Source organism: Kibdelosporangium phytohabitans (assembly GCF_001302585.1).
GTDB classification, from domain to species: domain Bacteria; phylum Actinomycetota; class Actinomycetes; order Mycobacteriales; family Pseudonocardiaceae; genus Kibdelosporangium; species Kibdelosporangium phytohabitans.
This window is the reverse complement of record NZ_CP012752.1, coordinates 8,956,183-8,978,141: the sequence shown is the minus strand read 5'-3', so window position 1 is coordinate 8,978,141 and position 21,959 is coordinate 8,956,183. Positions and strand designations below refer to the sequence as shown.

Here is a 21,959-nt window from a genome sequence, read left to right as displayed (position 1 = left end):
CATGTCTCCCGAAGAAATCGTCGCCGCACTGCGCGGACTCGACAGCTGTGCGGTTTCCGACGCATTGGACACTGTCGGGCTGCCCGGCGCGGTCACCGCGCTGACCCCGATGTGGCCCGCGGGCACGGTCCTGGCGGGGCGTGTGCGCACCGTCACCGCCGCCCCCAAGGCGACGGCCGGACCGGCGACTCACATCGCGACGCCGCTGGTGGCGATCACCGAGCCGGACGACGTGGTGGTGATCGACAACCACGGCCGTACGGATGTGTCCTGCTGGGGCGGCCTGCTCGCCGAGGCGGCGGTACGGCGTGGTGTGGCGGGCGTCATCGTCGACGGTGCCTGCCGTGACGTTCAGGAGAGCGAGGCGCTCGCGCTCCCGATCTTCGCGCGGACGGCCGTTCCGGTCAGCGCGCGGGGGCGCATCGTGCAGGAAGCCATGGACGAGCGGATCCAGGTGGCCGGTGTATCGGTGGCCGCGCACGACTACGTGATCGCCGACGTCAACGGAGTCGTCTTCATCGCCGCCGGTGACGCCGACCGCGTCATCGGCCTCGCCCAGCGCATCGCGGAACGCGAAGCCCGGATGGCCGAGGCCGTCCGCTCGGGCCGCGACGTGCAGGAAGTCATGCACGATTCCCAGTTCCCCACGGTCACCGCGGAGCAGCGCTGATGTCCGACCCCATCCTCGACCGGTTCGCCGTGCTCGGCACCGCGACCGTCTCCGACGCCCTCGACAAGCTCAAGCGTCCGGGCAGCCTGATCGGGCTGGCTCCGCTGGCGGACGGTCAGCGCATGATCGGCCGCGCGTTCACCGTTCGGTACGTGAGCGCGCAGGTCCCGGCCGGGACCGTCGGCGACTACATCGACCAGGTCGAGCCGGGCCAAGTGGTCGTGCTCGACAACGACGGCCGGCTCGATTGCACCGTGTGGGGCGACATTCTCACTGCGGTGGCGCACCAGCGCGGCATTTCGGGCACGGTGATCGAAGGCGTCTGCCGCGACACGCACCGGGCGCTGTCCATCGGTTACCCGATCTACAGCCGCGGTCGCTTCATGCGCACCGGCAAGGACCGGGTCGAGGTGGCCGAAGAACGCGGACCGGTGACCATCGGCGGCGTGACCGTCCGGCACGGCGACCTCCTGATCGGCGACTCCGACGGCGTCGTGGTGATTCCACGAGACTGCGAGGAACAGGTGCTGGAGACCGCCGAAATGATCCACACGCGCGAGGAGGCGATCCTCGCCGCTGCTCTCAGCGGCGTGACGATCGCCGAAGCTCGCGCGAAGTACGGCTACCACGACCTGCAGCGGGCGGACACATGACCACTTTGGACGGGGACACGCCGGAACTGTTGACACTGGGCACGGCCACCCTGTATGAGGCTTCCGGTCTCGACTGTTTCCTGGACGCCGCGTTCCGACCGGCCTGGGAGGGTGCGCAGGTGGTCGGCCGCGCGGTGCCGGTATCGGCGCAGATCGGCGACAACCTCGCGCTGCACCACGGAATCGAGGCAGCCGGTCCCGGCGATGTGCTCGTCGTGGACGCCGGTGGCGCGCCCTTCGGGTATTGGGGCGAGGTGATGGCCGTCGCGGCGCAGGCACGTGGCATCCGGGGTCTGGTCATCGACGGCGGCGTGCGGGACACGCAGCAGCTCGCGTTGCTGGGCTTCCCGGCGTTCAGCACCGCGATATCGATCCGCGGGACGGTCAAACAATGGCCGGGCACAGTGGGGCTCCCGATCAGCCTGCGCGGCAGGGTGGTCCGCCACGGCGACATCATCGTGGCCGACCGGGATGGGATCGTCGCGCTTCCGGCAGTGGAGTACGACCGCGTCCTGGACGCGTCCCGCGCCCGTTCGGCGAAGGAGGTGTCCTTTATGGATCGACTCCGTTCTGGTGAGACGACGCTGGACGTCTACGACTTTCGTCGTCTCGGCTCCCCGATCCGTGCTGAGGTGAACCCATGACTGCCGACGACGAGCGAATCGACAGCTTCCGCCAGGCGGCTGGCAGGTTCGCCTCCGGTGTCACAGTCGTGACGACCGCGCTCGACGGGCACCTCTACGGAATCACGGCGACGTCGTTCGTTTCCCTGTCGCTGAACCCGCTTCTGGTGACTGTCTCGATCAACGTGCACAGTCCGATCCTCGGCGAGATCCGCGCGAGCGGGGTTTTCGCGATCAACGTGCTCGGCCGTCACCAGCAGGAGGTGTCCGCCTGCTTCGCCCGCCGAGGACGCGGCCGGAGCAAGGACCGGTTCGACGAGGTCGAGACGCACAGGGAGGCCACCGGAGCGCCGGTCGTCACCGGCGCGCTGAGCTGGTTCGACTGCACCGTGCACACGATGCTGAGCGGCGGCGACCACATCATCCTGGTCGGGGAGGTCGTCGCGGCGGGCGGCGGAACCGGGCAGCCGTTGCTGTACTGGTCCGGCGAGTACCACGAACTCGGTGCGGAGGGGAGCGGGGCGGACATCGGCCGCATCGCCGACTCGCTTTCCGTCCAACTGCACCTGCTCGGTATGCGGACCGATCAGCTCCTGGAAGCCCAGCACGCGGTCGAACCCGCGGCCGCCGCGCTTGCCGCGCGCGAAGCCACCGACGACCAGGTGGCGCAACTGCGGGCACTGGTCGAGGAATCGGAGAAACACGTCCAGGACGTCGGCCGGTACAACCCGCTGTCGCTGGAATTCCATGCCCGGCTGGGGCTGCTCAGCGGGAACCCGGCGATCGCCGCGTCGGTCGGCGCCCTCAACCGTCCGCGGGAGAGTGTGTATGCCGTGCACACCAACGCCGAGCGAGCGACCCGGACGGTGGGTGCGCATCGCCGCATCCTCGAAGCGATCGAGGGCCGCGACGAGGCCGCCGCCCGCAGGCTGATGACCGAGCATCTCGGCGTGGTCGCGCAGGGGATTCAGTGTTGAGGACCGTGGACGCGGACGTCCTCATCGTCGGCGCGGGCCCGGTGGGCCTGGTCGCCGCGCTGGACCTGAACAGCCGCGGCGTGTCGGCGATCGTGGTGGAGGAACGCGAGTTCCTCGAACCGCCGAACGTCAAGTGCAACCACGTCGCCTCGCGCACCATGGAGAGCTTCCGCAGGCTCGGGATCGCCGCCGAGGTGCGCGCGGCCGGACTCCCGCACGACTACCCGCAGGACGTCGCGTTCCGGACCTCGCTGACCGGCCGGGAGCTGTCGCGCATCCCGATCCCGGCGAGCGGGGAGCGGTACACCTCCCGCACCGGACCCGACACGAACTGGGCGACGCCGGAACCGCCGCACCGGATCAACCAGACCTTCCTGGAACCGATCCTCGCCCGGCATGCCGCGGCCGCGTCCGGGGTGACGCTGCTCAACCGGACCAAGTTCCTTTCGCATGAACAGGATGGGTCGTCAGCTTCGGCAATGGTGTCCGATGTGGATGGTCGAAACGAACGCACGCTGCGCGCCCGCTACCTGATCGGTGCGGACGGCGGCCGCTCGGCGGTGCGCAAACAGATCGGCGCGAAGCTCAGCGGTGATCCGGTACTCCAGCACGTGCAGTCCACCTGCGTCCGCGCGCCGGAGCTGTACTCGCTGATGTCGGCCGACGAGCCGCGCGCGTGGGGCTACTACACGTTCAACGCCCGCCGCGTCGGGCACGTGTACGCGATCGACGGCAGCGAAACGTTCCTCGTGCACACCTACCTGTCGCCCGAGGAGGCCGGGACTGAGGGCTCGGTCGACCGGGACGCGGCGATCCGCGCGATCCTCGGGGTGGACGAGGCGTTCGAGTACGACGTCGTCTCGAAGGAGGACTGGGTCGCGCGTCGCCTGCTGGCCGACCGCTTCCGCGACCGCCGGGTGTTCCTCGCCGGCGACGCCTCCCATCTGTGGGTGCCGTTCGCGGGTTTCGGGATGAACGCCGGTATCGCGGATGTGCTCGACCTGACCTGGCTGCTCGGCGCTCATCTGGCCGGCTGGGCCGAGGAAGGAGTGCTGGACGCCTACGAAGCCGAGCGGCGGCCGATCACCGAGCAGGTGTCGCACTTCGCGATGGACCACCAGCGGAAGCTTGCGCGCCCGGGACTTCCCGAGGCGCTTGAGGACGACACCCCGGAAGGGGAGGCGGCGCGCCAGGCCTTCGGAACCGCGGTGCGCGAGCTGAACGAGCCGCAGTTCGCCGCCGCCGGGCTGAACTACGGGTACGCCTACCACGGTTCCCCGATCATCGCCTACGACGGCGAGGACGCCCCCGGCTACACGATGGGTACCTACGTTCCGTCCACGGTGCCTGGTTGCCGCGCACCGCACTTCACTCTTGCTGACGGATCTTCGCTGTACGACCACCTTTCACCCGGCTACACCGCTGTTGTCCGGCGCGGTGCCGACGTTGCCGTGCTGACCGAGGAGGCGGACCGCCGGGGGATCCCGTTCGGCGTCGTCGAGGTGGACGTGGTGCCGGAGGTGTATCGGCATCCGATCACCCTGGTTCGTCAGGATCAGACGGTGGTCTGGCGGGGTGGTGCGCCGGACAGGGAGCGGGCCGCGCAGCTGTGGGAGAAGCTGCGCGGCGCGAACCCCGGTTGATCAGCGGCGGATGACCTTGGTGGCGGCCATGGCTTTCAGTCCCTCGACGCCGAACTCCAGCCCGTAGCCCGAGGACTTCGTCCCGCCGAACGGAATCGCCGGATCGACCCCGCCGTGCTGGTTGACCCACACGGTTCCCGCCTCCATCCGCCGCGCCACCGCCTCCGCCTTGTCGGGATCGGGGCCCCACACCGAGGCGCCCAAGCCTTGGTCGGTGCTGTTGGCCCGGCGGATCGCGTCGTCCACCTCGGCGTACCGGATCACCGGCAGCACCGGGCCGAACTGCTCCTCGCCGACCACGGCGGCGTCGTCCTCGACGTCGGCGACGATCGTCGGACGGTAGAACAGCGGTCCCAGTTCCGTCGCGGGCTCGCCACCGGTGACGATGCGGGCGCCGCGTTCGCGGGCGTCGGCCACCAGCCGGGTCACGATCTCGAACTGCGCGGGGTTCTGCACCGGTCCCAACCGGTTCGCCTTGTCGCTCCCTGGGCCCATGGGCGCTTTCTCAGCGCGTTCGGCCAACGCCGAGACGACGTCGGCGTAGATCGATTCGTGCACGTACAGCCGTTTGAGCGCCGCGCACACCTGGCCGGTGTTCATGAAAGCCGCCCAGAAAAGCTTGTCGGCGACGGCGTCCACGTCGGTGTCGGGCAGCACGATCGCGGCGTCGTTCCCGCCGAGTTCCAGGGTGAGGCGGGCGAGGTTGCCCGCCGAGCCCGCCACGATCCGGCGACCCGTCGCCGTCGACCCGGTGAACACGATCTTGGCGATCCGCGGGTGCGCGGCCAGCGCGGCGCCGACCTCGCGATCCCCGGAGATCGCGGTCAGCACGTCCGCGGGGAGGTGCCTGCGGAAGATCTCGGCGAGGGCGAGAACGCTCAGCGGGGTGTTCTCGGACGGCTTGAGCACCACTGTGTTTCCCATCCGCAGCGCCGGTGCGAGGTGCCACACGGCGATCATCACAGGGAAGTTCCATGGGCCGATGGACGCGACCACACCGAGCGGGACGTAGTGCAACTCCGCGCGCGACGCGCCATCGTCCTGCAACACCTGCGGTTGCAGCACCGTGTCCGCTGCGGCCCGCAACCAGTGCGCTGCGGCGTGGGTTTCTCCGGCGCCACCGGCTTTGCCCTGCTCGTGGGTGATGATCTCGCCGAGTTCCTCAGCACAAGCGTCGATGTCGTCGGCGATGACGTGCAGGAGCCGCGACCGTTCGGCGTGTCCGAGATCGGCCCAGCCGGGCTGAGCGGCGGCGGCGGCGGAGATCGCGGCGGCCAGCTCGTCGACCGTGTGCACCGGTGCGTAGCCGACCACTTCCCGCGTCGCGGCGTCCAGGATCGGCCGCCCGCGATCCTCCGGAACCGAGACGGCGGTCAGCAGTGAGTTCATGAGAGGACCCTCCCGAGAAGACGACATTGGTTCAACGCAGGCCTGCGAGGGTCGCCACGCGCAACCCGGTGTGCAGCTCCCGCCGCACCTTTCCGTCAGAAAGATCGACATCGGCGACCGCGCGCACCCGGTCCAGCCGGTAGTAGAGGGTGCTGCGATGGACGTGCAGCGCTTGCGCCGTCCGCTGCGCATCACAGCCGCAGTCGAGGTACATCTCCAGGGTGTGCGCGAGATCGGGGCCGGACTGCGCGTCGAGCAGCCGCCGGACGGCGTCGGGGAGATCCGCCGCGCCGAGGTCTTCGAGCGGGAGTTGCAGCAGCAGCCGGTCCAGTCCCAGATCCGGCCAGTGGACCACACGCCCGCACCGGGGATCGGCGCCGCCGCCACGCAGGGCGATCCGGGCTTCCCGCCGTGATCGGTACACACCGGACAGTGGCGCGTGTGCCCCGCCGACTCCGGCGAGCAGGCCGGAAAAGGCAGGCTGCGCCAGGAGAGTCGACAACCGCTCGGTGTCGATCTCGTACGGCACGAGCAGTACCGCTTCACTGCCGAGCACCGCGCCGACCGCTTTCAGAGTGCGGAAGCCGGGGATGGCCGACAACGCCCGGTCGAGCACCAGCCGGAGGGTCGCCGAACTGGGCTCGGCCTGGGGCGGGGTGGTGATCGAGATGACCGTGTAGTGCGGGACCGGGGGGAGCAGACCGCTCGCGAGCAGTTCGTCGGCCGCCCGGACGCGCTGGTCTTCGTTGCCCTCCAGAAGTCCGGTGAGCAGGCGCAGCGCGCGATCCTCGTCCTCGCGGTTGCCGAGTGCCACGGCGGCCAGCAGCAGTCCGATCTGTGCTCGGCGTTCGCGAAGCCCGTCGTCGTCCTCGTAGGCGGATTCGTCGCCCTCCGGGATCGTCGAGGAGAGGTAGCCGACGAGCCGTCCGTCGTGCCGGACCGGGGCGACCAGCCGGGTCTGCCCGCCGTCGAGCGGCGGGATGCGGACCGGGCCGTGCGCCTGACCCACCCGGTAGTCCCGGATGGACTGCCGGGCCCGGGAAGATCCTTTGTGGGACAGGATGATCGCCAGCCGCGCGTGATCGACGTCCTGGTCGTGCACGCTGAACGCGGTCACCGTGAAGTCCACGTCGAACACGATGACCGGCCGGCCGAGCCGGTCGGCGTAGGCCTGGACCTGTCCCTCGAGATTCATCGCCCGCCCTCCGTACCCGTTGCCGGTTCGCCCGAGCTTTGATTATATTCATTATAGACAATTGGCGATAGGGGTTCGGATGGCACAGATGACAGGTGGTGACGCGCTCGCCAGGGCGCTCATCAGCGAGGGCGTCGACACGGTCTTCGGTATTCCCGGGGTGCAGCTGGACGGGCTCACCGACGGCATGTACCGCATGCGCGAGGAGCTGGAGCTGGTCGTGCCCCGGCACGAGCAGGCCACCAGCTACATGGCCGACGGCTACTACCGTGCGTCCGGGCGGCCGGGAGTCGCGATGGTCGTACCCGGGCCCGGCGTCCTGAACGCCGGTGCGGGAATGGCGACGGCCTACGCGTGCTCGTCGCGGGTGATGCTGCTGGCCGGCACGATTCCGTCGCCGCTCGTCGGCTCGGGACTCGGTGCGCTGCACGAGATCCCGCGACAGAGCGACACCGTCGACGGTCTGACCAAGTGGTCCGTCCGGCCGGAGCGGGTGGAGGAAATCCCGGATCTCGTGCACGAGGGGTTCCGGCAGATGCGCACCGGGCGGCCGCGTCCCGTGGCGCTCGAACTGGGCCCCGATCTCCTGCACACGGTGGCCGACCTGGATCCGGGCGAGCCGTTCGCGGTGCCGCAGCCGCAGGTCCCGGAGGCGGAAGTCGCCGAACTCGCGCAGTTGCTGGCGGCGAGCAGCCGTCCGGTGATCCACGCCGGCGGCGGCATGCGCGACCCGCGTGCGTTCAAACTGCTCGCGCGGTTGGCTGAACTGCTCGACGCGCCCGTGGTCATGAGCGAGAACGGACGCGGCGCGATCGACGCGCGGGATCCGCACGCGCTGCCCGCGTTCGCCTTGTGGGAGCTGAGGGCCACCGCGGATCTCGTGGTCTCGTTCGGCAGCCGGTTCCTGACCGCGTTCGGGCAGCAGCTGAACATCGGCGGTGCGCGCCTCGCGCTTGTCAACATCGACGCGGCCGACCTCCGCCCGCCCCGGCGCCCGGATCTCGCGGTCAACGCCGACGCGGTGGCCGTGCTGGCGGCACTGGTCGAACGACTCGCGTCGCGCTCGACCTGGGGTGACGAGCTGCGCAGGCTCCGTGCGGACTGCGAAACCCGTATCCGGAAACAGGCCGCGCCACAGATGGAATTCGTCGACGCGCTCCGCGCCGCACTGCCCGAGGACGGGATCTACGTCAACGAGCTGACGCAGATCGGATACGTGTCGACGTACGGGTTTCCGGTCCAGGCGCCGCGGTCCTACGTGTGGCCCGGCTACCAGGGCACGCTCGGCTACGGGATGCCGACCGCGCTCGGCGCGGCGGTGGGCGCGGCCGGTCGCCCGGTGGTCGTGGTGACCGGTGACGGCGGCATCGGCTGGTCGATGCAGGAGTTCGCGACGGCCAAGAAGTACGGCATCCCGCTGGTGACCGTGCTGTTCGAGGACTCCCGGTTCGGCAACGTGTGGCGGATCCAGCGCGACACCTACGGCGGCCGGTTCATCGGATCCGACCTGACCAATCCCGATTTCGGCATGCTCGCGGAGGCGTTCGGACTGGACTTCGCGCTCGCCGAGGACGCCGAGGCCGTCGAGAAGCACGTGACGGCGGCGATCGCGGCCCGCCGCCCGGCGATCGTGAAGGTGCCCGTCGGAGTGTTCCCGTCCCCGTGGCCGCTGATCCACGAGAAACACTGAGTAAAATCGCCGCAACCGAGCACCTCGGAGGAGTTCTTGCCGCAGATCACCAATACCGTCGTCGCTGTCCAGGTCGCCCGAGTGCTCGAGGATGAGATCATCTCGCAGGGCTGGAGCGCTGGGCACTTCGTCGGGCGTCGCCAAGAGCTGATGGCACGCTTCGGGGTGGCGCCCGCGACGCTGAGCGAGGCGATCCAGCTGCTGCGCGCCCGCGGGATCGTGGAGGCGAAGCCTGGTCCGGGCGGTGGGATCTTCGTCGCGACGCGCTCGCCGTTCACCCACCTCAGCGATCAGCTGCTGCAGCTGCGCGAAGGCAAGGCGACTGTGGAGAACTGCCTCAGCATCCTCGACGCGCTCGACGGTTCGGTGCTGCACGACGCGGTCGAGAACGCGAGCGACGAGGACATCGCCGAGATCGCCGCGTGCGCGGAGTCGGTGCGGGCGGCATGGGGCACAGCCGAGGGGCCCACCGCGATCTGGGCGCTGCACGCGCGGATCGCCCAGGTGTCGCCGAACGAGCTGTTGCGCAGCCTGTACACGAACCTGGTCGACTACATCATCGCCGCGCGGCTTGAGGGTGTCACCGCGCCGTCCACTCCGGAGCGTCTGCGGACCCACCTCGATTTCGCCGAGGCGGTCGCCCGTCGGGACCACAAGCTCGCGAACTCGGCGATCTCGCGGCATCGCCGCGAGACGGTGGCCGCCAAGCCCTCCTGACCTCATAAGACAGTGAACTTTGCAGATGGACGCGCGCTCATAATTGTGTATATTCATTACAGTTAATGTTCGGCTTGAGGAGGATGCATGCTGCTGGAGCTCCGCAGTGTGGTCGACCGAGTACTCGCCGCCCCCGATCGCTCGGCGCGCGGTGCGCAGCCGCCGCCGATCCGCTTGTCACAGAACGAAATGCCGTGGGCGCCCGCAGAGGTCGTCGTCGCCGCCATGACCGAGGCGGTCCGCATCGCCCACCGCTACCCCGACTACCACCGTGTCGCGGCACGCACCGCGGTCGCCGAGGCGATGGGTCTCGACCCGGGGCGGATCGCGATCGACAACGGCTCTGGCACCCTGCTGCACGCCCTCGCCCGGCTCGTGTGCGAACCGGGCGTGCACGGTGTCCGCCCCGCGCCGTCCTTTGAGGCGTATGCGGCCGCGCTGTCGCTGGCCGGTGCTGAGTCCACAGAGGTCGGTCTCGACGGGAACGGCGCGATGGATCTCGACGCGATGCTCGCCGCGGTCGGTCCGGACACTCGCATCGTCTACCTCTGCAACCCCAACAACCCGACGGGCGGGCTGCGCGGCGTCGACGATGTCCGGGACTTCCTGCGGGCTGTCCCGCCGAGCGTCCTGGTTGTCGTTGACGAGGCGTACCGCGAGTTCGTGTCTTCGGAACCGGTGGACGCCACGGTCGGATTGCTCGACGAGTTCGAGAATCTCGTGCTGCTGCGTACACTGTCCAAAGCGCACGGTTTGGCGGGGATCCGGGTCGGCTACGCCGCGGCCGCGCCGCGAATCGCGGAAGCCCTGCGTCGCACCTCGGTCGGGTTCGCGCTCAACAGTGTGGCCGAAGCCGCGGTCGTCGCGGCACTGGGGCCGGACGGATTGGCGGTGGCGAAGGAAAGAACCGCGGTCATCCTCTCGGAACGCGCTCGCGTCGAGGCCGCGCTCATGGCCGGGAACGTCTCTTTCGTGCCCAGCCAGGCGAATTTCCTGTTCCTGAACGGAGATGCGGCGGACCTGCTGGCCCGGCTGGCGGCAGGCGGCGTTCTCGCCCGGCCGTTCCCGAAGGCAGGCGGGGCGCGGGTGACGATCGGGCTGCCCGAGGAGAACGACGCCGTTCTCGCCGCCCTCCTCTGATCTGGTGCCGCGGCCCGATGCGTGTCTATGATCGCGCGGCCGCGGGTTTTTCCTCCGACACTGTGTCGGAGGAATCCGGAAGGACTTCGGAGCGGCGCTCGAAGAGCCGCCGCATCCGAGTTTCCTACGCTCACAGGCATGACAGACGGAGTTGTCTGTCCCGGGTGGGACCCCCGATCGCCAGCCGGAAGGGATGTGGCAGTGACGGAGCGCCTCTTCGACCATGACCGGCGGGCATCGATGCGCCGCTCGGTCACCGGTGGTGTGCTCAAAGCGACCCTGCTCGCCGGGCTCACGCTGATTTTCGTCTACCCCGTGGCGATGATCGTGCTCGGGGCCTTCCGTGACGGGCTCCCGTCGGACAACTTGCCGTTCACGGTCGACGGCCTCCTCGCGGCGTTCAGGACACCCGAGACCTGGCAGACCCTGCGGAACTCGATCGTCCTGGTAGTCGTGTGCGGCACCATCTCGGTCGCCGGGGGCGGGCTGTTCGCCTGGATCGCGGCCAACACGAACGTTCCGGGGCGGCGGCTGCTCACGCCGCTCATGGTGATCAACCTCTTCGTCCCGCCGCTGTTCCACACACTGGGCTGGATCATGCTCGGCAACGCGCAGAACGGATTGCTCAACCAGTTCGGCCGGGCGCTCGGCACAAGCGGTTCGCTGATGGACATCCAGGGCTGGGGCGGGCTGATCCTGCTGACCTCGCTGGGGTACATGCCGTTCGCGTACCTGCTGCTGCTCGGCGCGTTCAAGAACCGGGACCAGTCGCTCGACGAGGCCGCCGCGATCAGCGGGGCGGGCACGGTGCGCACGTTCTTCACGATCACCGTGCCGTCGGTCGGCCCGGCGATCACCGGCGCGGGCCTGCTCATCGCGGTGCTGGTGTTCCAGTCGTTCGACGGACCGCAGTTGATCGGCCGCCAGGCGGGCATCTACGTCTTCTCGACGCAGATCTACCACTACGTCCGGGATCAGGCGCCCGCCGAGTACACCAAGGCGTTCGCGCTTTCGCTCGTGCTGATCGTGCTGGTGCTGCTGTTGTTCCTCGCTCAGCGCTGGATGCTGCGGGGCCGCAGCTTCACCACGCTCACCGGGAAGACCTCGCGGCGTGATCCGCAGGAGCTGGGCCCGGTCCGGTGGCTGCTGTCCGCGCTCATCGTCGTGGTCGTGCTGCTGAACTTCCTGCTCCCGCTGTTCGCGATGGTGCTCGGCAGCCTCCAGCCGATCTTCGGCGTCGCCAGTACCGGTTTCACCCTCGACAACTACGTCACGATGCTCACCGACCCGCGGTTCAGCGCAAGTCTCGGGCTCACCGCGTGGCTCGCGGTCATCGGCGGTTTCGGCTCGATCTCGATCGCGCTGCTCACGACGTACATCACCGCGCGGCGCAGGGGATTGCTGCGGAACTACACCTCGTTCGCCGTGTGGATTCCCTGGGCGCTGCCCGGCGTCGTGCTCGGCTTGGCCTACATGTTCGCCGTGCTCTACGTCCCCGCCTTCCGCGGGCTCTACGGCTCGGCGTTCCTGATGACGCTCGTGCTCGTCGTCGCCACGATTCCGGTGTCCAGTCGCATCGCCGAGGGCGCGCTGGCCCAGCTGTCGCCCGAACTGGAGGAAGCGGGCCGGATGTCCGGCGCGAGCGCGGGACGGGTGTTCGTGACGATCGTGCTGCGGCTGGTCATCCCGAGCTTCCTGGCCGGGTGGTTTCTGTCCGCCCTCTTCATCTCCGGGAACCTCGCCGTGCCGATGCTGCTGGCCCCGCCCGGCCTGGAACCTGTGTCGCTGACCGCGTTCCAGCAGTTCCTCACCGGGGACATGTCCCGGGGCGCGGCGCTCTTCATGATCATCCTGATCGCCGCGTTCGCCGTCCTCGCGCTCGCCGCGCTTTCCGCCAAGCTCGGCGGCCGGCTCCTTGGTCGCACCGACCGTTCCGCGGGCCCGCTTTCCCGACTCACCCCCTGACCGAGAGGACGAACAATGGAGTTCTCCCGCACGAAACTGCGCGCGTCCGCGCTGGCGATCACCGCCGGTCTGCTCGCCGCGCTCACCGCCTGCGCGTCGGCAGGCGCCACCAAATCGAGCTCGCCGATCGAGGTACCCGGCGCCTCACCCGAGGCCAACAAGTACATGAACGAGCTGTACGACAAGGCGTTCGCGGCCGGGAACACCCAACTCGTGCTGTACGGGCCCGGGGTGACCGCGAACCAGGCCCTGAACGACGTGTTCACGAACCGCTTCCCCGGCATCAAGCTGCTCCCGCAGGACCAGGCCGACGCCCAGACCCTCACCAAGCTCGACGCCGAGGCGCAGAGCGGCAAGCGCATCGCGGACATCTACGTCGGCGGCGAATCGCCCCAGGCGGCGGCGAAGCCGAACATCTGCACGACCGTGGACGTGCGCACCGCCGATCCCGGCTTCACGATCCCGACCGAGAACGACGGCAGGCTCATCTACTTCGCGTTGCGCTACTTCGGTTTCGTGTACAACGTCAACGAGGTCAAGGAGCAGGACGCGCCGAAGTCCTGGCACGATCTGCTCGATCCGAAGTGGAAGGGCAAGATCGCGGTCGGCGACATGACTGTGCCCGGCGGCATCCGCTACATCCTGACCTCGCTGATGCTGCCCGAGAACGAGCAGAAGTGGGGCCGCGCCTACATGCGGGACCTGGCGGGCCAGAACCTGCAGATCTCGCAGTCGGAGCCGATGGTGCCCACGGACGTTGCCAGCGGCCGGTTCCCGATCGGCATCGCCGTGTACTCGGGTTACTACGAGGACCAGAAGAAGAAGGGCGCGCCGATCGGCATGGTGTTCCCGCTCCAGGACGGCGGGAACTTCATGGCCCGGTCGGCCCTGTGCGCCATCAAGGACGCGCCGCACGCCGAGGCCGCGCAGTTGTACGTCAACTGGCTCTACTCGCCGGAGGGCCAGAAGGCGCTGGCGGAGAAGGACAACTCCTACGGCCGGACGCCGACCGCACCTGGCCCGGCCGGTCTGCCGTCGCTGGACAAGCTTTCGCGGCTGCCGTTCTCCAACCCCGATCCCGCGTTCAACAAGCCCTACTTCGACTTCATCAACCAGGCGTTCAAGAAGTGACGCCGGTGTCGTTCCCGTTGTGGCCGAAGAGAAAGCTCACATTGCGATGACCGAGGTCCAGGTATCGGGACTCACCAAGAAGTACGGCGTGCTGACGGCGCTGCACGAGCTGGACCTGACGATCGCGTCCGGGCAGTTCGTGACGTTGCTCGGCCCCTCGGGGTGCGGCAAGACGACCACGTTGCGCTGCCTGGCCGGGCTGGAGCGGCCGACCTCGGGGCGGATCGTCATGGGCGACCGGGTCGTGGTCGACACCGCGCGGCGCGTGTTCGTGCCCGCGGACAAGCGCCAGGTTGGCATGGTGTTCCAGAGTTACGCGCTGTGGCCGCACCTGAACGTCACGGACAACATCGCCTACCCGCTCAAGGTCGCCCGGATGCCTGGCCGGGAGCGCGCGCAGCGCGTGCAGGAGATGCTCGACGCCGTCGGCCTGTCCGGCCTCGGGAAGCGCCCGGTCACCGCCCTGTCGGGCGGCCAGCAGCAGCGCGTGGCGCTGGCCCGGGCGCTGGCCGCCCGGCCGGGCATCATCTTCTACGACGAACCGCTGTCCAATCTGGACAGTAAGTTGCGGTACCAGATGGGGCAGCAGGTGCGGTCCCTGCACAACCGGTTCGAGACGACGTCGGTCTACGTGACGCACGACCAGGAGGAAGCGATCACGCTGTCGGACCGGATCATCGTGATGAACGAGGGTGTCATCGTGCAGGACGGGACGCCCAGCAGTCTGTACGACCGGCCGAACTCCGCCTACGTGGCGGATTTCATGGGCTTCCAGAACATCCTGCCGGGCAAAGTCACCGACGTGCGTGGCAAGATCGCCGAAATGCGTGTCGATGGCACCTCGCTGTTGTTCTCCGGGATCAGGACCGGTGACGTGTCGGTGGGGGACAGGGCCGACATCGCCTTCCGCGCAGCGCACGCCCGGCTGTGCCCCGCCGTGAGCACTGGAACCGGGAAGTTCAGCGGCACTGTCGTGCGCAGGACCTACCTCGGCGGCGCCGTCAACCTCCTCGTGCGGGCGGACGGACTCCCGATGCGCGTGCGCATCGAGACGGCGGAACTGTCCGCGGACGAGATTCCGGCGGCGGGCGAGGACCACACCTTCGCCGTCAACCCGGACCGGGCCGTCGTGATCCCGCACGAGGGCGCGACGCCTGCCGAGGACGACTACCTGACCACGATGACCGATGCCGCCACCGCGACCCGCTGACGCCGGACGAAGGGAAGAATCCGTGCCCGACTTTCCCACGCCCCGTTCCGACGGGCCGCGGATCCGGGAGCTCGCCGAGATCGGCGGGCGCTCCGACACCCGCGATGTCCTCGCCCACGCGACCAAACAGGCGCAGCGGGAGTACGACGACTACTTCATCGTCGACATCGACGCGCACGTCTCGGAGGACCACTTCTGGGGCGAGGTCCTCGAACGCATCGACAACGACGTGTGGCGCCACATCGGGATGGACCAGTTCGGCAAGTTCGCCGGCAACAACGCGCTGCTGAACATCCAGCCCGGGATGTCGCACCAGAGCGTCGGCGGGCGGATCGGGCACCAGGGGCGCAAGGAGCCGATGGACGGCGAGTCCGGGCACCCGTTCGTCACCGCGGCGCGGCGTGGCATGGACGCGATGGGGCTGGACTACCAGGTCGTGTTCCCGAGCGCGATGCTGCTGCTGGGCATGCACCCGCAGGACGAGGTCGAGGTCGTGCTGGGGCGGGCGTTCAACCGCTGGCTGACCGAAGTCGTCCTGCGGCAGGACGATCGGCTCAAAGGCATGTTGTACCTGCCGTACAACACGCCGGAGGTCTGCGAGGAACTCGTCGAGAAGTACGCCGACGACGAGGGGATCATCGGGTACACGGTGTGCTCGACGCGCAACAACCCGGTGCACTCGGATGTGTACACGCGGTTGTACAAGCTCATTGAGGCAAGTGGGAAACCGCTGGCCTTCCATTCCGGCTACCACTGGGGCGACCCGTCATTCGCCCAGTTGAACCGGTTCCTGTCGATGCACGCGTTGTCTTTCACGCACTACAACCAGATCCACGTGACCAACTGGATCATCAACGCGATGCCCGAGCGGTTCCCGGACATCAAGATGGTCTGGGTGGAAAGCGGACTGGCGTGGATCCCGTTCCTCATGCAGCGGCTCGACCACGAGGTGCTGATGCGCCCGAGCGAGGCCCCGGGCCTGACTCGCCTGCCGAGCGAGTACATGAAGGAAATGTGGTACACGAGCCAGCCGATGGAACGCACCAGCATGGAGCTGCTGGAAGCGGGGATGAAGGCGTTCAACGCCGAGACGCAGCTGCTGTACTCCTCGGACTGGCCGCACTGGGACTGGGACGCGCCGTCGACGATCACGCGCCTGCCGTTCCTGTCGGAGCAGGCCAAGCGCAACATCCTCGGGCTCAACGCCGCCCGCGTGTTCAACCTCCCCACCGACCGCCGCAAGCCCGCCGCGACGAGCGTGCTCCAGCAACGCCCCGGGATCTCGTGACATGACTTCCACTCCGGAACTGACCTCGCTCGTCGCGCGCCTGGGCGAGCTGACCTGTGACGTCACCGAGCACGACCGAGCCGCCGAAGTCGCCGATCAGGACATCGCCGACCTCCTCTACGCGGCAGCCCGCCTGTTCTCCGCGAAAACCGACCGAGTCGGCAAGATCGCGTGGCCGATCCGCGAGGACGCCCTGACCGCGACCGAGACGGTCGTCCTGGTGACAGCGCTGCTGGACGCCGCCGACGTGAACCTGTTCGACATGGCAATCTGGTACCGGAGGGCGGAATGAGCACAGGGCACCGCGACGTCGTCGTCGCCGGGCTGGCCGACCTCCGGGAACGCGAACGCGTCGTGGTCGAAGTGGACGGTCTGGAACTGGGCGTCTACCTCCACGCGGGCGAAGTGCGGGCATGGCACAACGTCTGCCCGCACCAGGGCGGCCCGGTGTGCCAGGGAAAGATCATGCCGAGGACGATCCAACCGCTGCGCGACGACCGCAAGAGCGCCGGGCCCGCCTTCCACCCGGCCGACCGCAACATCGTATGCCCTTGGCACGGTTTCGAATTCGACATCCTCACGGGACGGCATCCGGCGCATTCCGGCGTCGGACTGCGGCCGATCCCGGTCCGTGTGGAGGGTGACGAGGTGATTGTGACGATCTGACGGCTGGTGCTCGTATCTTCCTCCCCTGACAACATCCGGCAGCTCACCTTGTGGGGCGGCGTTCTCCGGACTGTCAGGGATGTGGTCGAGACGAAGGAGATCAGGATCGTCACGGCGCTGATGATCGCCGCCAGCAGCGCGCTGGCCAGAGTGTCCTTCGTGGCCCAGGCGACGTACACGCCGAGTATCGCGGCGACGACAGCGTTGACCAAGCCCACTTGCTCGTTCGACCAGCCGAGTCCGAAGGCGACGGCGAGCGCGACGAGGGCCTTGATGACCCCGGCGGCGCATCACCAGCCGGTGCGCGTCCTCCCGGCAAAGGGAAGGCGTGGCGGCCGGTGTCCTGGCCCCGGCGATTGCGGGCGACCTACACCCGCACGAAGGGCGTGATGCATGTGCTCGCCGCGCTGGACCTCGCGACCGGCAAACTGTTCTACCGCATCCGCCACCGCAAACGACATCGAGAGTTCCTGGGACTGCTCCAGGCGCTGCGCGACCGGTGGCCCGGTGAGAGGTTGCACGTGATCTGCGACAACTTCTCCCCGCACCGACACCCCACCGTCACCACCTGGGCCACGGACAACCAGGTCGAGCTCGTGTTCCTGCCGACCTGCGGGTCGTGGCTCAACTGGATCGAGGCCGAGTTCGCCGCCCTGCGCTACTTCGCCATCCGAACCTGGACCCATTACCCGGCCAAGGTTGCCTGACGAGCCGCTAGTTCTTCCCGCGTCGGTACTCGCTGGGGCTGCAACCGTGTTCTCTGCGGAAAGTGCGCGAGAAGTAAAACGCGTCGTTGTAGCCGATGGTCCTGGCGATCTCGGAGATGTCGCGGGACGTGGTGGCCAGCAGTTCGCGCGCCCGGGCCATCCGCAGGCGCTTGGCGTATTCGACCACGCCGCAGCCCGCCGCCGTCCGGAACAGGGCCGCGAAGTGCGAGGGGGACAGGCCCGCCGTGCGCGCCAGCTCCTTGACGATCACCGGCTTCGCGAAGTTGTGCCGCAGGTACTCCTGCGCCTGGCGGACCGGCTCGGTGGGCTGGTTGGCTTCGGTCAGCGCGTCCGCGGCCAGCTGTGCCAGCAGGGTCCAGCCCGCGCCGGAGGCCGAGATGAGGTGCGGGAGGGTCTCGTCCCGTTCGAGGAAGCTGATGGCGTCGTCGATCGCTGAGACGGCACGGTAGGCGTCGCGCACCTCGATGACGGCTTCTCCGCCGTCCGGCGCGACGACCGAGAGCAGCTCCGAGACCTGGGAGCCCGCGGCGTGCAGCCACCAGATCGTCCAGGGGTCGCGCGAGTCCGCCCAGTAGAAGTGCGGGCGGGACGGGGGCAGGACGAGGGCGTTTCCCGGCCTGATCACGCTCACCCTGCCGTCGACCTCGCAGTGCCCGACCCCGTCGGTGCAGACGATCACGATGGCTTCTGGTGCGCTGCGTGGGCGGTGCATGCCGTGGTTGGCCGCGCTGGGGAAGTACCCGGCGTCGGTGACGAGCAGACCCGAGGTCGGGGCTCTGCGCAGGGCCGACGCCACCAGCGGCCGCGGCAGCACGCGCAGCCTCTGACCTGGGAAGCCATCGGGCAGCAGCATCCGCACACTGTACAGTCGGCCGTCGAATCGTCCAGGTGACTCGGTCGATTAGGCCATCCCGCCGAACGGGTACCCGGTCATAGCGTTGCCGCATGTCACAGGGTGAATCGACGCTGATCCTGCCGTCCCGCCCCGCCGAGCACGCCGAGGCCGGGGTCGCGGCGTGGCGGGCGGGGGTGGTGATCGACAGCTACCTCCCCGAGGCGCCCGACCGGTATCCCGCCTACCTGGACCGGCGCGTCTATCAGGGCTCCTCCGGGCGGGTGTACCCACTGCCGTTCCATGACCGGATCAGCCCGGTGAAGGCCCCGGCGGAGTGGGACGCGGTGCACCTGGAGAATCGCTGGCTGCGGCTGATGGTGCTGCCCGAGCTCGGTGGCCGCGTCCACGTCGCTTTCGACCGAACCCGCAACTACGACTTCTTCTACCGCAACCCGGTGATCAAGCCCGCTCTCGTCGGCCTGACCGGCCCGTGGATCTCCGGTGGCGTCGAGTTCAACTGGCCGCAGCACCACCGCCCCGCCACGTTCCTGCCGGCCGACGTCGAGATCGAGCACGAGCCCGATGGCGCCGTGACCGTGTGGTGCTCCGACCACGACCCGTTCGACCGGATGAAGGGGATGCACGGCGTCCGGATGCGGCCCGGCAGCGCGGTCCTGGAGTTGCGGGTGCGGCTGTACAACCGCTGCGAGCGGACCCGGACGTTCTTGTGGTGGACCAACATCGCCGCGCGAGCGGATGAGAACTACCAGTCGTTCTTCCCCCGTGACGTGCGCGTGGTCGCCGATCACGCCAAGCGCGCGACGACCGGTTTCCCCGCCGCGGATCGGCCCTACTACGGGGTCGACTACCCGGCCCGGCACGACGAGGTCGGCACGGTCGCCGGTGGCGTGCGGGTCCGCGGCGACCGCCTTGACTGGTACCGCAACATCCCGGTGCCGACCTCGTACATGTGCGTGGGCAGCAAGGAGACGTTCTTCGGCGGCTATGACCACGCCGCGGGAGCCGGGTTCGTGCACGTCGCCGATCGGCAGATCGCTGTCGGGAAGAAGCAGTGGACCTGGGGCGCTTCGGAGTTCGGTGATGCGTGGGGGCGCAATCTGACCGACGACGGTTCGGCCTATGTCGAGTTGATGGCCGGGGTTTTCACCGACAACCAGCCGGACTTCTCCTTCATCGCGCCAGGGGAGACGAAGGTGTTCTCCCAGTTCTGGTATCCGATCCAGGAGATCGGTCCGGTGCAGGCGGCAACCGTGGACGCCGCGGCGCGGGTGGACCTCCGGGGAACGAGCGCGCGGGTCGGAGTCGCAGTGACGGCTGACCGCCCCGGATGCCGCTTGTTGCTCGTTGACGGCGCTGGGGCCGAGGTCGCCGAGGTGCGCGCCGACATCGCGCCGGGCGAGCCCTTCCAGGAGAGCATCCCGCTGACGCGGCCCGCTGATCGACTCGTGCTGCGCGTCCTGCACGGTGACGAACTGTTGGTGGAGTGGGATTCCCTGGTTACCAGCGCGGACGATCAAGTCACCCCGGCACGCGAACCCGCCGCGCCCGAGGACGTGCCGACCGTGGAAGAGCTGGCCGTGATCGGCGCGCACCTCGATCAGTACCGGCACGCGACGCGCTCGCCGGAGCTGTACTGGCGTGAGGCACTGCGCCGCGATCCCGCGCATGTCGCGGCCAATGTCGGGCTCGCTGGTCGCGCGTATCAGCGTGGTGACTTCGCTGAGGCGGAGAAGTTGTTGCGGGTAGCCGTTTCCCGGCTGACGACGTTGAACCCCAACCCGGTCGACACGACCGCGCTGTACTGCCTCGGTCTCGTGCTGGAGCGGCTTGGCCGGGCCCAAGAGGCTTACGACGTGTACGGTGCTAGCTCCTGGGCGCGTGCGTGGCGGGCACCGGCGGGCTATCGCATGGCCCGCATCGACACCGCACACGGGCGGAACACGGAGGCGCTGGCCAGGCTCCAGGATGTGCTGCGCACCGAGCCGGAGCACCTGCAAGCCCGAGCGCTTCGGGTGATTGTGTTGCGCCGTAACGGAAAAGACCGTCAAGCGGCCGAACTTGCCGAAGCCACCCGTGCGCTTGATCCCCTGGACTGGTGGATGCGCGATCTGGTTGGCCTGCCTCTCACCACGGACGCGCAGACCTGCCTTGACATTGCGCTGGAGTATGTCGGCGTTGGTGAGCACGATGCGGCGCTGCGGGTGCTCGGCGTCGCCCGCGAGCGGGAGGGTTCTCGCGCGATCGGACAGACAGCGGCCGGGCCGTTGCTGGAGTACCACCGAGCCGAGGTGCTGCGCAGGCTGGGCCGAGACCAGGAGGCGCTTGAAGCCGTTGAGAGGGCGCAGAATCTCGACGCGACATGGTGTTTTCCTTCGCGGTTGGACGACGCGTTGACGTTGGAGCGTGCGGCGAACTCTGACGACACGGACGCGCGGGCCCGCGCGTTGCTCGGACACTGGCTCTACGCCAACGGACGCCCCGATGACGCGTGCGCGGCCTGGAGTGCCGCGGCGGCAATCGACCCGGATGATCCCGTGGTGTGGCGGAACCTGGGGCTCGCGGCCTTCAACCACCTCGGTGACGCCGACCGGGCATGCGCGGCCTACGACTCCGCGCTCGCCGTGGCGGGGGACGACGCCAGGTTGGTCTTCGAGCGGGACCAGCTCAGTGCGAGGCGCGGCGTGCCGCCCGGGCAACGGCTGGACTGGCTCCTGCGCAACCGCGCCCTGGTCGAGACGCGGGACGACGCCACCATTGAGCTCGCGCACCTGCTGATCACCGCCGACCGGCTCGACGAGGCCCGCGAACTGCTGCTCGGCCGCACCTTCCAGCCGTGGGAGGGCGGTGAGGGCGACGTGCTGCGCGTGTGGGACCGGCTGTGCCGCTTGCAATTCACAGTGGACGACGCGTTCGCGCCGCCGGAATCCCTCAGCGAGGCACGGCATCCGCTCGCGAACACCGCGCAGCTGCACCTGGTGCGGGGTGACGTGCTGGGCGACCGGGCGGCGTGGGAGCTGGCCGCCGCGCAGCAGGGCGACTTCCTGGGGATGAGTACCCAGCCCTACTCAGAGGCGACGTACTCGTCGGTGCTCGCGCTGCGCAGGCTTGGTCGCACTGAGGAAGCCGACCGGCTCACCCAGGCATTGCGCGCCTTCTGTGACACGGTGGAGGCGAGCCCGGCGACCGTGGACTACTTCGCGACTTCGCTGCCGTCGATGCTGTTGTTCACCGAGGACCTGGCCGCTGCGCAACTGCGCCGAGTGGGCTTTTTGCGGGCACAGCTCGACATTCTCGACGGCCAGCACGCTCGCGCAGGTGACCGGTTGGCCGCGCTGCTGGCTGAGGACCCGCACCACGTCGACGCGCTGGACCTCGCCCGGTCGATCCGGACTCCGACGCGGTGACGGCGTCTGTGCAC

The 21,959-nt window shown here is 68.8% G+C and carries 19 protein-coding genes; 16 read left to right on the top strand and 3 right to left on the bottom strand.

Annotated features, from left to right (window positions below):
- Window position 1 precedes the first annotated feature (1 nt).
- From AOZ06_RS39975 to AOZ06_RS39955, 5 genes are read left to right on the top strand one after another with little or no spacing between them, the layout of a single operon-like run.
- Entirely contained in the window at window positions 2-670 is a 669-nt protein-coding gene (locus tag AOZ06_RS39975; protein WP_054294117.1) for an RraA family protein, read from the top strand.
- Complete coding sequence (locus AOZ06_RS39970; protein ID WP_054294116.1) at window positions 670-1,323, top strand: RraA family protein; 654 nt, start codon at window positions 670-672, stop codon at window positions 1,321-1,323. The genes AOZ06_RS39975 and AOZ06_RS39970 overlap by 1 nt, the downstream gene beginning before the upstream one ends.
- The gene (locus tag AOZ06_RS39965) at window positions 1,320-1,967 is read left to right on the top strand and encodes a 4-carboxy-4-hydroxy-2-oxoadipate aldolase/oxaloacetate decarboxylase (protein ID WP_054294115.1); all 648 of its coding nucleotides are present in this window, start codon (window positions 1,320-1,322) and stop codon (window positions 1,965-1,967) included. The genes AOZ06_RS39970 and AOZ06_RS39965 overlap by 4 nt, the downstream gene beginning before the upstream one ends.
- Window positions 1,964-2,923 (top strand): flavin reductase, encoded by a 960-nt coding sequence (locus AOZ06_RS39960; RefSeq protein WP_054294114.1) that lies wholly within the window; start codon window positions 1,964-1,966, stop codon window positions 2,921-2,923. The genes AOZ06_RS39965 and AOZ06_RS39960 overlap by 4 nt, the downstream gene beginning before the upstream one ends.
- Entirely contained in the window at window positions 2,917-4,566 is a 1,650-nt protein-coding gene (locus AOZ06_RS39955; protein WP_054294113.1) for an FAD-dependent monooxygenase, read from the top strand. The genes AOZ06_RS39960 and AOZ06_RS39955 overlap by 7 nt, the downstream gene beginning before the upstream one ends.
- Here AOZ06_RS39955 and AOZ06_RS39950 read toward each other — a convergent pair whose 3' ends face one another.
- Complete coding sequence (locus AOZ06_RS39950; protein WP_054294112.1) at window positions 4,567-5,955, bottom strand: aldehyde dehydrogenase family protein; 1,389 nt, start codon at window positions 5,953-5,955, stop codon at window positions 4,567-4,569.
- A gap of 31 nt (window positions 5,956-5,986) precedes the next feature.
- A complete protein-coding gene (locus AOZ06_RS39945; RefSeq protein WP_054294111.1) occupies window positions 5,987-7,150 on the bottom strand; it encodes a PucR family transcriptional regulator in 1,164 nt (387 codons plus the stop codon).
- Between the two features lie 79 nt (window positions 7,151-7,229).
- Between AOZ06_RS39945 and AOZ06_RS39940 the strand changes: the two genes are divergently transcribed.
- The 10 genes from AOZ06_RS39940 (at window position 7,230) to AOZ06_RS39895 (ending at window position 17,664) form a co-directional block, all read left to right on the top strand.
- Window positions 7,230-8,840: a thiamine pyrophosphate-binding protein gene (locus AOZ06_RS39940; protein ID WP_054294110.1), complete on the top strand. Its 1,611-nt coding sequence runs from the start codon at window positions 7,230-7,232 to the stop codon at window positions 8,838-8,840.
- Between the two features lie 36 nt (window positions 8,841-8,876).
- A complete protein-coding gene (locus AOZ06_RS39935) occupies window positions 8,877-9,557 on the top strand; it encodes a FadR/GntR family transcriptional regulator (protein ID WP_054294109.1) in 681 nt (226 codons plus the stop codon).
- 87 nt (window positions 9,558-9,644) lie between these two features.
- Window positions 9,645-10,697: a pyridoxal phosphate-dependent aminotransferase gene (locus AOZ06_RS39930; protein ID WP_054294108.1), complete on the top strand. Its 1,053-nt coding sequence runs from the start codon at window positions 9,645-9,647 to the stop codon at window positions 10,695-10,697.
- Between the two features lie 201 nt (window positions 10,698-10,898).
- Window positions 10,899-12,662 (top strand): ABC transporter permease, encoded by a 1,764-nt coding sequence (locus AOZ06_RS39925; protein ID WP_054294107.1) that lies wholly within the window; start codon window positions 10,899-10,901, stop codon window positions 12,660-12,662.
- A gap of 15 nt (window positions 12,663-12,677) precedes the next feature.
- The gene (locus tag AOZ06_RS39920; RefSeq protein WP_054294106.1) at window positions 12,678-13,793 is read left to right on the top strand and encodes an ABC transporter substrate-binding protein; all 1,116 of its coding nucleotides are present in this window, start codon (window positions 12,678-12,680) and stop codon (window positions 13,791-13,793) included.
- 46 nt (window positions 13,794-13,839) lie between these two features.
- Window positions 13,840-15,003, top strand: coding sequence for an ABC transporter ATP-binding protein (locus AOZ06_RS39915; RefSeq protein WP_054294105.1), 1,164 nt, complete (start codon window positions 13,840-13,842; stop codon window positions 15,001-15,003).
- 22 nt (window positions 15,004-15,025) lie between these two features.
- Window positions 15,026-16,291, top strand: a complete 1,266-nt coding sequence (locus AOZ06_RS39910; protein ID WP_236951895.1) for an amidohydrolase family protein — start codon at window positions 15,026-15,028, stop codon at window positions 16,289-16,291.
- A 1-nt stretch (window position 16,292) separates the two neighbouring features.
- Window positions 16,293-16,583: a hypothetical protein gene (locus AOZ06_RS39905; RefSeq protein WP_054294103.1), complete on the top strand. Its 291-nt coding sequence runs from the start codon at window positions 16,293-16,295 to the stop codon at window positions 16,581-16,583.
- Entirely contained in the window at window positions 16,580-16,957 is a 378-nt protein-coding gene (locus AOZ06_RS39900; protein ID WP_054294102.1) for a Rieske (2Fe-2S) protein, read from the top strand. The genes AOZ06_RS39905 and AOZ06_RS39900 overlap by 4 nt, the downstream gene beginning before the upstream one ends.
- A 218-nt stretch (window positions 16,958-17,175) precedes the next feature.
- Window positions 17,176-17,664, top strand: a complete 489-nt coding sequence (locus AOZ06_RS39895) for a transposase (RefSeq protein WP_225953014.1) — start codon at window positions 17,176-17,178, stop codon at window positions 17,662-17,664.
- 7 nt (window positions 17,665-17,671) lie between these two features.
- Here the strand turns inward: AOZ06_RS39895 and AOZ06_RS39890 are convergent, their stop codons facing one another.
- Entirely contained in the window at window positions 17,672-18,538 is an 867-nt protein-coding gene (locus AOZ06_RS39890; protein WP_063810199.1) for an AraC family transcriptional regulator, read from the bottom strand.
- Window positions 18,539-18,630: 92 nt separating this feature from the next.
- Here AOZ06_RS39890 and AOZ06_RS39885 point away from each other — a divergent pair, with 92 nt between their 5' ends.
- Window positions 18,631-21,945 (top strand): DUF5107 domain-containing protein, encoded by a 3,315-nt coding sequence (locus AOZ06_RS39885; RefSeq protein ID WP_054294101.1) that lies wholly within the window; start codon window positions 18,631-18,633, stop codon window positions 21,943-21,945.
- Window positions 21,946-21,959: the final 14 nt, after the last annotated feature.